Below are 10,843 nucleotides of genomic sequence, written 5' to 3'. Positions count from 1 at the left end.
AGCTCGCGCGACAGCCGGCCCAGGCTGGCGCGCAGGAAGCCCTGGTCCGCGGCCGGGATCACCGCCAGCGCATCGAAGAGCGGCCGGAACTCCGGCTCGCGCCGCACCAGCTCGCGCAGATAGGCGTCGGACACGGTGAGGACCGAGCCGACCGTCTCCGGCTCGAAGTCGAAGCCGTGCACCAGCCCGGCCGGCACCAGCAGCAGGCAGGGCGCCGGCAGCCGGATCGACCGGCCCTCGGCCCGCACCACGCCGCCGCCGCGGGTGAAGTGGAAGACATGGTTCAGATTGGCATGGGAATGGGCGCGGATGGTCCAGTCGCTGGGCCGGCTGCGATCCTCCAACGCCTCCAGATGCAGGAACCGGTCGTCGACCGTCCGCGGCGCCTCGCCATAGAGGAAGAAGCTGGGAATCGCTGGTGTCTGCACGGCGGCATGGCCCTGTGAGCGCCGGCCTCGCCCGGCCGGCCCGGGAAGAAATGTCCAAGTTTTCCGCGGCCGCGTCCATGGCTTTCCGCGCCGCCGCGCTTAGCCTTCCCGGAACGACAGGCGAGGCCCCCATGCGCACCCAGATCGCGATCATCGGCGCCGGACCGGCGGGGATGGTGCTGGCCCATCTGCTGCACCGCGCCGGCATCAACGCCGTGGTGGTGGAGCGCCGCAGCCGCTTCTATGTCGAGGGCCGGGTCCGCGCCGGGGTGCTGGAGCAGGGCACGGTCGACCTGCTGGACCGGCTCGGCCTCGCCGACCGCCTGCATCGCGAGGGCCTGCCCCATGCCGGCACCAACTTGGCGGTCGACGGCGAGCTGTTCCGCATCGACATGCAGGCGCTGACCGGGTCCTGCATCACCGTCTACGGCCAGCAGGAGGTGATGCGTGACCTGTTTGACGGCGCCGGAGAGCGCGGCCTGACAGTGGTGTTCGAGGCCGCAGATGTGGCGCTGCACGGGATCGACACCAGTCACCCCTTCGTCACGTGGCGGCAGGACGGCGCCGAACAGCGCCTGGACTGCGACTTCATCGCCGGCTGCGACGGCTTCCACGGCGTCAGCCGCGGCTGCATCCCCGACGGCGTGCGGCGGGAGTTCGAGCGGGTCTATCCCTTCGGCTGGCTGGGGGTGCTGGCCGAGGTGCCGCCGGCCCATCACGAGCTGATCTATGCCAATCACGAGCGCGGCTTCGCTTTGGCCAGCATGCGGTCGGCCCATCGCAGCCGCTATTACGTGCAATGCCCGCTGGACGACCGGGTCGAGGACTGGCCGGACGGGCGCTTCTGGGACGAGCTTTGCCTGCGCCTGGGCCCGCAGGCGGCGGTGGTGCACGGCCCGTCCTTCGAGAAGAGCATCGCGCCGCTGCGCAGCTTCGTGTCCGAGCCGATGCGCCACGGCCGGCTGTTCCTGGCCGGCGACGCCGCCCATATCGTGCCGCCGACCGGGGCCAAGGGGCTGAACCTGGCGGTGTCCGACGTGGTCATGCTGACCGAGGCCTTCAGCGAGCTCTACGCCGACCACTCGGCCGCCGGCATCGACGGCTACTCGGCCCGCGCGCTGGCCCGGGTGTGGAAGGCCGAGCGCTTCTCCTGGTGGTTCACCGGCCTGACCCACCGCTTCCCCGACACCGGTCCGCTGGAGCGCCGGCTGCAGCGCGCCGAGCTGGACTACATCCGCGGCTCCCGCGCCGCCCAGACCGTGCTGGCCGAGAACTATGTCGGGCTGCCGATCGTGTGACTTCCCTATCGTCCCTCGACGTCATTGCGAGGAGGCGAAGCCGACGAAGCAATCCACGGGCCACGTCAAACGGCCTGGATTGCTTCGCTGCGCTCGCAATGACGGCTGGAGGAGACGCCCGCGCCCCCGATCCCTACCCCGCATCCGCCAGGATCATCTCCGCCCCCTTCTCCGCCACCATCATGGTCGGGGCGTTGATGTTGCCGGCGGTGACGTTGGGGAAGATCGAGGCGTCGACCACGCGCAGGCCCTGCAGCCCGTGCACCCGCAGCCGGGCGTCGACCACCGAGGTCGCCGCATCCGGCCCCATCGCGCAGCTGCCGCACAGATGGTAGATCGAGCCGCTATTGGCCCGGAACCAGTCCAGCAGCGCCGCGTCGCTCTCGGCCCCGGCGGAGGGCGGCATCTCCTCCGCCGTGATCGCGGCCAGGCTCGGCGCCGCCATGATCCTGCGGGCCAGCCGGCTGCCCTGCAGCACCTCCGCGATGTCGCGGTCGGTCGACAGGTAGTTCGGCCGGATCTTCGCCGCCGCCGAAGGGTCGGGCGAGGCGATGGCGATCTCGCCACGGCTGGTCGGGCGGCAGGAGTTGAAGGCCAGCAGGAACCCCGGATAGGGCTCCGGCTTCAGCCCGGCCTTCGGACTGTCGGGGATGCGGTAGGACAGCGGGTTGAAATACATCTGGATGTTCGGCCGGGGCTCGTCCGGCGCGCCGCGGAAGAAGCCGCCGGCCTGGTTGACGCTCATGGCGAAGGGGCCCTTGCGGGTCAGCAGGTATTGCAGCCCCAGCCTGGCTTGGCCCCAGGGGCTGCCGAACAGGCCGTTCAGCGTCGGCACGCGCGAGCGGTAGTAGAAGCTAGCGCAGAGATGGTCCTGCAGGTTGCGGCCGACCGCCGGCAAGTGGTGCGCCACCGCGACGCCCGCTTCCGTCAGCCGGCCCCCGTCGCCGATGCCGGACAGCTGCAGCAGCTTCGGCGTGTCGACCGCGCCGGCGGCCAGGATCACCTCGCGCTTCGCGCTGACGATCCGGGTCTCCGATCCCTGCCGGATCTCGACGCCGGTGGCGCGGCCGGTGCCGTCCAGCACCACGCGCAGGGCCTGGACCTCGCGCTCGACCGTCAGGTTGCGGCGGCCCAGCGCCGGGCGAAGATACTCGGCGCTCGACGACGACCGCCGCCCGTCATGGGTGTTGACGTCGTAGACGCCGGCGCCCTCGATCGACGCGCCGTTGAAGTCGCCATTGGCCGGCAGTTGCAGTTCGCGGCAGGCGGCGAGATAGGCGTCGGTCACCGCATGGGTGGCGCCGCGCATCGGCGTGACATGGATCGGCCCGTCGCCGCCATGCCATTGCGACGCGCCGTCGGCATGCGTCTCCAGCCTGCGGAAGGCCGGCAGCACGTCGTCATAGGTCCAGCCGGGGTTGCCGGCCGCCGCCCAGTCGTCGAAATCGGCCGCGGCGCCGCGCACGAACACCATGGCGTTGATCGAGCCGGAGCCGCCCTGCACCTTGCCGCGCGGGACGTAGATGCGGCGGCCGCCCAGCGCCGCCTCCGGTTCCGACCAGTACATCCAGTTGACCCGCGGGTTGTAGTAGCTGCGGGCATAGCCGACCGGGATGCGGAACCAGAAGGAATCGTCGCGGCCGCCGGCCTCGAGCAGCAGCACGCTGTGCCTGCCGCTCTCGCTCAGCCGCGCCGCCAGGATGCAGCCGGCCGAACCGGCGCCGACGATGACATAGTCATGGGTCATGAGGCGCCGCTCAACCCCGCGCCGGGGCGAACTGCTTCACGTCGGCGGGCTCGGGCGCCATCTGCAGGTGCAGCCGGTCCCCGGTGTAGGGCGTGTGCTTGGCCACCACGTCCAGATTCAGCTCCACCCCCAGCCCCGGCTCGCGCGACGGGATCAGGTAGCCGTCGTCGAAGGTGAGCGGCTTCTTCAGGATCTCGCCATGGAAGCCGCCGTAGTCGAGGATCGATTCCTGGATCAGGAAGTTCGGCGAGGCGGCGCCGACCTGGATGCTGGCGGCGGCGACGACCGGGCCGCAATAGACATGCGGCGCCAGCTGGGCGTAATGCGCCTCGGCCATGCTGGCGATCTTCTTGGTCTCCAGGATGCCGCCGACCCGGCCGATATCCGGCTGCAGGATCGAGGCGGCGCCGAGCTCCAGCACCCGCTGGAACTCGTATTTGGTGCACAGCCGCTCGCCGGTCGAGATCGGGATCGAGGTCGCGCGCGCCACCTCGGCCATCGCCGCTTCCTGCCCCGGCGGCACCGGCTCCTCGAACCACAGCGGGTCGTATGTCTCCAGCCGCTTGGCCAGGCGGATGGCGGAGGACGGCACCATCTGGCCATGCGTGCCGAACAGCAGGTCGGCGCTGCTGCCCACCGCCTCGCGCACCTTGCGGCAGAAGGTCTCGCAGCGGTCCATCACGCCGAGCGAGATCTGGTGCCCGGAATAGGCGGTGTAGGGGCCGGCCGGGTCGAACTTCACCCCGGTGAAGCCCATCCGGACCATCTCGACCGCGCATTCGGCGGCCAGGTCGGGGTCGTTGAAGTCGAACTCCCCGGCCGCGTTCTTCGGGTAGAGATAGGTGTAGGCGCGCAGCTTCTCATGCACCAGCCCGCCCAGCAGGTCGTAGACCGGCCGGCCGGCGGCCTTGCCGATGATGTCCCAGCAGGCCATCTCGAGGCCGGAGACGATGCCCATCATCGTCGGGTCGGGGCGCTGGGTGAAGCCGCTGGAATAGGCCGACCGCCAGAACCGCTCGATCCGATGCGGGTCGTGGCCTTCCAGGTGGCGCTGGAACACGTCCGCGATCAACGGCACCATCGCCTGGGGGTGGAAGGCGGTCGAGTAGATCTCGCCGACGCCCTCGATCCCGTCATCGGTCTTCAGCTGCACGAAGATCCAGTACATGCCCCCGACATGCGGCGGCGGGACGGCGACGACATGGGTCTGGAGCGATGCGATCTTCATGCGGCGGCCTTTCGCTTGAGCCGGATCATCAGGCCCGCCGTGGCCAGGGCGCCCAGGACGCAGATCACGGCGACGTAGCCGAAATAGATCTGGTAACCGGCGATGCCCGGGTAGCGGTCGACGATGATGCCGTTGACGATGGGAAGATACGTGTCCGGCGCGTAGCCGACGAGCGAGATGATGCCGATGGCGAGGCCCGTGATCTCCGGCGGCACGCCGCATTCGTCGAGGATCGCCCAGTACAGGCCGCGGATGGCGTAGGTCAGCAGCCCGGCCAGCAGCAGCAGGCCGATCAGGATCGGCGAGGAGCCGATGCCGGGCAGCGCGATCATGCCGACCAGGCTGGCCGCCGCCAGGACCAGGGACCAGAACAGCACCCGGGTGTTGGAGTAGCGGTCGCCCAGGAAGCCGCCACCGATGCCGCCCACCGGGCGCAGCCACAGCTTGACCGTGACGATGAAGCCGGCGGCCGCGGCGGACAGGCCGAAGCCGCCCTCCTGCAGGTAGCCGGAGAAGCTGTAGGTGGCGAGGAAGACGTGATAGCCGCAGAAGATGATCGCGGCGACCAGCCAGACCTCGGGGATGCGCAGCAGCGCCTTGAGATCGGCGACGGTGTCGCGCTTCATCCGGATCTCCCGTTCGCCGCGGGCCGAGCCGCGGGACGCGACGGCATAGCCGACGCCGACGGCGATGCAGGCCACGGCGTACATCAGCACCACGTCGCGGAACCCGGCGGCCAGGCCGGCGCCGCGCGTCTCGGTGGCATAGACGAACAGCGCGATGGCCAGGCTGGCCAGCACCGCCTCGACCAGGCCGCGGCCGCCGTCGAGCACGCCGAAGAACCGCCCCTGCTCGCTGTGGCCGGCGATCAGCTTCACCTGCTTCAGCGTCGCAGCCCAGAAGGTGAGACCCGTGGTGATGCCGAAGCCGCAATAGATCACCAGCAGCGCGGTGAAGCCCGGCAGCGCCGCGTACCACAGGCCCAGCAGCCCGGTGCCGAGCAGCGAGAAGATGATCAGCAGGCGCGGCTGGATCCGGTCGGCCAGCCAGCCGCTGGGCAGGTAGCTGACCAGGAAGCTGGTGCCGAGGATCGAGTACAGCACCCCGAGCTCGGTGTTGTTGATGCCCAGCACCTCCAGCATGGTGGTCTGGTAGACCTGCCGCAGGTAGAGGATCGGATAGATGGCGCCGGCCGCCAGCACGATGAGGGCCAGCTGCAGGTAGCGCGACCGCGCGCCGGGCAGGGCTGCGGCCGCGGACAGGCCCGGCCCGGGTTGGACGATGGATGCCACGAACGGCTCCTCCCGAAGTTTCTTGTGCTGGTTCTGGATCGCGGCCGTCAGTGCTTCAGCACGACGAGCCTGGTCTGGGTGAATTCGAGCATGCCGTGCTTGCCGTCGTCGCCGCCGAGGCCGGAGCGCTTCCAGCCGGCGTGGAAGCCCTGATAGGGGTCGGCCGGGAAGCGGTTGACGTAGAGCTCGCCCGCCTCGATGGCGTCGGCGAAGCGCATCACGGTGCGGTAGTCCTCGGTGAACAGCACCGAGGTCAGGCCGAACTGGTGGTCGTTGGCCAAGGCCAGCGCCTCGGCGGCATCGCGATACGGCATCATCGCCAGCACCGGGCCGAACACCTCCTCGCGGATGATCTCCATCTCCTGCCGGCAGCCGGACAGGAGGGTCGGCGGGTAGAAGAAGCCCTCGCCCTCCGGCAGCACGCCGCCGGCCTCAAGCACCGCGCCCTCGGCCACGGCGCGCTCGACCATGCCATGGACATGCGCCCGGGCGGCGGCCGTCGCCAGCGGGCCCATCCGGTCCGGATCGGCCGCGCGGTCGCCGAAGCCGCGGGCGCGGAAGGCGTCGCGCAGCCGGCCCAGCAGCGCGTCGTGGATGCTCTCATGGGCGTAGAGCCGCTCGGCCGCGGTGCAGACCTGGCCGCAATGCGTGGTCTTGGCCGCGACGATGCGGGCGGCGACCTCGTCCAGGTCGGCATCCGGCTCGACGATCACCGGGGTCTTGCCGCCCAGCTCCAGCGACGGCCGGGCGATGTTGTCCTTGCAGTAGTCCAGCACGACGCGGCCGGCGCCGACGCTGCCGGTCAGGGTGATCATGCCCACCGCCGGCTGGGTGCACAGCGCCCGCGCCGTCTCATGCGTCATCGCCAGGATGCTGACCAGACCAGGCGGCAGTTCCGCTTCCGCCACCGCCGCGGCGAGGACGAGGGCCGAAATCGGGGTGCTGTTGCTGGGCCGGACCACCACGGCGTTGCCGGCGATCAGGGCCGGCGCGATCTTCCGCACCAGGGTGTAGACCGGATAGTTGAACGGGATCAGGCAGGCGACGACGCCGATCGGCTCGCGCTTCAGCAGCAGCGTCTCGTCCGGCGTGTCGCTCGGGATCACCTCGCCCTCGATGCGCCGGGCCCATTCGGCGTGGTAGCGCATCAGCTCGGCTGCGTAGACCGCCTCGGCCGTGGCGTCGGCCAGGCTCTTGCCGGATTCCTGGGCCAGGGCGGCACCGATCGCGCCCGCCCGCCCCTCGATCGCCGCGGCCAGCCGGCGCAGCGCGTCGCCGCGCTGGATCGACGGCAGCGCCCCCCAGGCTTTCTGCGCCTCGGCGGCGGTGCGCACCGCTGCCACCGCCTCGGCCTCCGTCGCTGCCGGAACGATGGTGAAGACACGGCCTGTGGCCGGGTTGCGCACCTCGATCACCGCGTCGGAGGACGGCGCCGCGAAGCGGCCGGCGATGAAATTCTGGTGCTGCGTCATGGGCACGAAATTCCGTGGGCGCGGCCGGGCGCAGCCGGCGGCCGAGATCCTCGGCGCGGCGCATCCGGAGCGATGGGCCAGGGAGAGGGGCGCTTGGATCGCCGGTCCTCCCAAGGCCGACGGCGCCGCTGTCGTGACCGGGAGTGAACCGCGGCGCCCGAACCGGCGCAAACGACTTGTTCTCGGGCAAAGCATTCCGAAAGGGAATGCTACGGCCCGGCCCCCGCGATCTCCCCTGCCAGCCAGGCGCGGAACAGGGCGACATTGGTGCTGTCCTCCTGCTCCGCCCGGGTCACCAGCCAGTAGGATTCATGGCCCTCGACCTCGACGTCGAGCAGCTGGACCAGGCGGCCCGCCGCCAGTTCGCGCTCGACCATGAAGCGGTCGACCACCGAGACGCCGAGCCCGTCGCAGGCCGCCTCGATGGCGAGGTCCAGCAGGTCGAACTCCAGCCCGCCGCGGGTGTCGACCTCATCCAGCCCGGCGGCGCTGAGCCAGTGCCGCCAGGTCAGGTAGCGCCGGTCGTCCGACGCCAGGACGTGCAGGAAGGTGAAGCGCTGTAGGTCGACCGGCCGGTCGCGGTCGACGCCCTGCAGCAGCGCCGGGGCGCAGACGGCGATGTGCCGCTCGGTCATCAGCCGGGTCGCCCGCAGCATCGGCCATTCGCCGTCGCCGAAGCGGATGGCGCAGTCCAGCAGGCCGCGCTCGGCCAGGCTGTCCGCCAGCTTGGTGCCGAGGCTGACGTCGAGCTCGGGATGGGCCCGGCGCAGGCCGGGCAGCCGCGGCATCAGCCAGCGCCGGGCGAAGGTGGGCGGCACGTTGACCCGCAGCCGGTTGCGGTTGCCCTTCTCCTCGATGCCGCGCACCGCCAGCTCGACCTCGTGGAAGGCGTGCTGCAGCGCCTCGAACAGCTGCACGCCGGCGGCGGTCAGCTCCAGCCGGTGGTGGCGGCGGACCAGGAGGGCCGCGCCCAGCTGCTCCTCCAGATGCTTCACCTGCCGGCTGACCGCGCTCTGCGTCAGGTTCAGCCGCTCCGCCGCCCGGGTGAAGCTGCCGGTCTGGCCGACCACCTCGAAGATCCTCATGGCGGTCAGGGCGGGAAGTCTGCGCATCGTGGGGTCTCAGGGCCGCGAAATTCGCATGGTATAGCGCATCACCGGGCCGGGCCGTCATCACCCCGTCACGGCCCGCCTCTAAGGCGACAAGCCATCACCCAACAGGAGCAAGCCCATGCCTGACGGCATCGAGATCATCGCCGACGGCCACCGCACCCGGCTGAAATGGCACCGGCTGCAGCGCCGGCCGGAGGACATCCCCTTCACCCCGGCCCGGCTGCGCGAGGGCATGGCGCTGGGCGCGTCGATGGAGGTGGATCTGCGCCGCCGCGCCGATGGCGGCTTCGCCTGCCTGCATGACGACACGCTGGACCGCGAGACCACCGGCCGCGGCCCGGTCGCAGCGGCCACATTCGCCGATCTGCGCGCCCTGCACATGCGCGGCAAGGACGGCACGCCGACCGGGGAGCGGCTGCTGCTGCTCGAGGACCTCGCCGAGCTGGCCGCGACCGGAGCCGACACGGCCACGCTGGTCCAGCTCGACCTCAAGGAAACGGATGCGGCGCTGGACGATCGCAACGTCGACGCTTTCCGGTCGGCGCTGGCGCCGGTGGCGGGCCGCTTCATTCTCAGCGGCGGCGACTGGGCGGCGGTGCGCCGCCTGGGCGCGGCGATGCCGGGGCTGCGCCTGGGTTTCGACCCCTGCGACGACGGCACGCTGGCGACGCTGCATAGCGCGGCGGATGCCGGGCGCTTCATCGCCACGGCGCTGGACCGAGCGCCGGAGGCGGCGATGATCTACCTGTCGTATCCGATCGTGTTGCGCGCCGACACGCTGGGCGTCGACCTGATCGCCGCCTGCCACGCCGCCGGCCGGACCGTCGACGCCTGGACCCTGAACCCGGACCATCCGGGCGCCGCGGCCGCGCTGGCCCGGCTGGTGGCGCTGCGCGCCGACCAGATCACCACCGATGCGCCGGGCGTGCTGGAGGCGATGTCCGGCGCGACACCACGCGCCTAGGACGGAACCCATCGCGGTCCCTCGCATTGCCAAGCAGAGGGACACCGCGGGAACCGCCGAATGATCGATGCCGTCGAACGTTGGCTGGACTGGTTCCAGGCCAAGCTGCCCTGGATGCCGCCCTGGGCGATCAGCCTCGGCCTGCTGGTTCTGGCCGTGGTGGTCGCCAGGGCCGTCCACAAGGTCCTGTTCCGCGCCGCGACCCGCATCGTCGCCGGCAAGGACCTGAAGGACCTGTTCTGGCGTTCCCTGGTGTCGCGCACCGAGGGGCCGACGCGGCTGGCCGCGATGATCGTGGCGATCTCGACCGCCGCCAATGTCGCGCCGCTGACCGATGCCGAGACCGGCATCGTGCATCACGTCCTGCTGCTGGCCTTCATCGCCCTGCTGGGCTGGGTGGCGCTGACCGCGCTGCACATCTGGATGACCGTCTATCTGCGCCGCTTCACGCTGGACGCCGAGGACAACCTGCTGGCGCGCAAGCACGTCACCCAGACCCGGATCCTGCGCCGGGTGGTGGCGACGCTGATCGTGGTGATCACCCTCTCCGCCGCGCTGATGACCTTCGAGGGGGTGCGCCAATACGGCATCAGCCTCCTGGCCTCCGCCGGCGCCGCGGGGCTGGTCATCGGCCTGGCGCTGCAGCCGATGCTGAAGAACATGATCGCCGGCATCCAGCTGGCGGTGACCCAGCCGATCCGGATCGACGACGCCGTCCTGGTCGAGAATGAATGGGGCAATATCGAGGAGATCACCTCGACCTATGTCGTGGTCCGGCTGTGGGACTGGCGCCGGATGGTGCTGCCGCTGAGCTACTTCATCGAGAAGCCGTTCCAGAACTGGACGCGCGAGGGCTCCGCCCTGATCGGCAGCGTCTTCCTCTATGTCGACCACACCGCGCCGGTGGCGGAGATGCGGCGCAGGCTGGACGAGATCGCCAAGGCGTCGTCGCTGTGGGACGGCCAGGTCGCGGTGCTGCAGGTCACCGATTTCCGCGAGCAGGTGATGGAGATCCGTATGCTGGTCAGCGCCCGCAGCTCCGGCCGCACCTTCGACCTGCGCTGCGAGGTGCGGGAGAAGATGATCGCCTGGCTGCAGCAGGCCCACCCACACGCCCTGCCCCGCTGGCGCGGCGAGCTGCAGGCGGCTGAGGAAGCGGAGAAGATCGTCCTCCGCCGCGCCGGCGGCAGTCGCGGCTGATCGGGCCGAGGCACTGCCAGATGTCAGTCGTTTTCAAATTGCCTCTCCCGCCTGGCGGGAGAGGTCGGGCGTCCGCAGGACGACCGGGTGAGGGCTGGTCCC

Annotated in this window: 9 protein-coding genes; 3 read left to right on the top strand and 6 right to left on the bottom strand. The window is 70.7% G+C overall.

From position 1 onward, the window contains the following. A partial coding sequence (locus P409_RS15305) for an AraC family ligand binding domain-containing protein (RefSeq protein WP_034838507.1) occupies positions 1-428 on the bottom strand: 428 nt, incomplete at its 3' end. Between the two features lie 131 nt (positions 429-559). Between P409_RS15305 and pobA the strand changes: the two genes are divergently transcribed. Next, complete coding sequence (gene pobA / locus P409_RS15300) at positions 560-1,726, top strand: 4-hydroxybenzoate 3-monooxygenase (protein WP_034838504.1); 1,167 nt, start codon at positions 560-562, stop codon at positions 1,724-1,726. 133 nt (positions 1,727-1,859) lie between these two features. Here the strand turns inward: pobA and P409_RS15295 are convergent, their stop codons facing one another. The 5 genes from P409_RS15295 to P409_RS15275 form a co-directional block, all read right to left on the bottom strand. Further along, the gene (locus P409_RS15295; protein WP_034838502.1) at positions 1,860-3,473 is read right to left on the bottom strand and encodes a GMC family oxidoreductase; all 1,614 of its coding nucleotides are present in this window, start codon (positions 3,471-3,473) and stop codon (positions 1,860-1,862) included. A gap of 10 nt (positions 3,474-3,483) precedes the next feature. Further along, positions 3,484-4,701, bottom strand: a complete 1,218-nt coding sequence (locus P409_RS15290) for a mandelate racemase/muconate lactonizing enzyme family protein (protein ID WP_034838499.1) — start codon at positions 4,699-4,701, stop codon at positions 3,484-3,486. After that, complete coding sequence (locus tag P409_RS15285) at positions 4,698-5,993, bottom strand: MFS transporter (protein ID WP_152613395.1); 1,296 nt, start codon at positions 5,991-5,993, stop codon at positions 4,698-4,700. Before P409_RS15285 ends, P409_RS15290 begins: the two co-directional genes overlap by 4 nt. A gap of 47 nt (positions 5,994-6,040) precedes the next feature. Next, the gene (locus tag P409_RS15280; RefSeq protein WP_034838496.1) at positions 6,041-7,465 is read right to left on the bottom strand and encodes an aldehyde dehydrogenase family protein; all 1,425 of its coding nucleotides are present in this window, start codon (positions 7,463-7,465) and stop codon (positions 6,041-6,043) included. 209 nt (positions 7,466-7,674) lie between these two features. Next, the gene (locus P409_RS15275; protein WP_034838493.1) at positions 7,675-8,577 is read right to left on the bottom strand and encodes a LysR substrate-binding domain-containing protein; all 903 of its coding nucleotides are present in this window, start codon (positions 8,575-8,577) and stop codon (positions 7,675-7,677) included. Positions 8,578-8,695: 118 nt separating this feature from the next. On the opposite strand from P409_RS15275, the gene P409_RS15270 reads away from it, so the two are divergent. Together P409_RS15270 and P409_RS15265 are read left to right on the top strand one after the other, a co-directional pair. Beyond that, on the top strand, positions 8,696-9,541 hold the full coding sequence (locus tag P409_RS15270; protein WP_034838489.1) for a glycerophosphodiester phosphodiesterase: 846 nt from the start codon (positions 8,696-8,698) through the stop codon (positions 9,539-9,541). Positions 9,542-9,601: 60 nt separating this feature from the next. Continuing rightward, positions 9,602-10,741 carry a mechanosensitive ion channel family protein gene (locus tag P409_RS15265; protein WP_052120687.1) on the top strand — a complete coding sequence of 380 codons (1,140 nt, stop codon included), beginning with the start codon at positions 9,602-9,604 and terminating at the stop codon, positions 10,739-10,741. Positions 10,742-10,843 lie beyond the last annotated feature (102 nt).

The organism is Inquilinus limosus MP06 (genome assembly GCF_000767795.1).
GTDB lineage: Bacteria > Pseudomonadota > Alphaproteobacteria > DSM-16000 > Inquilinaceae > Inquilinus > Inquilinus limosus_E.
Note: the sequence above shows the minus strand (reverse complement) of the source record. Positions and strands in the feature narration are given on the sequence as shown.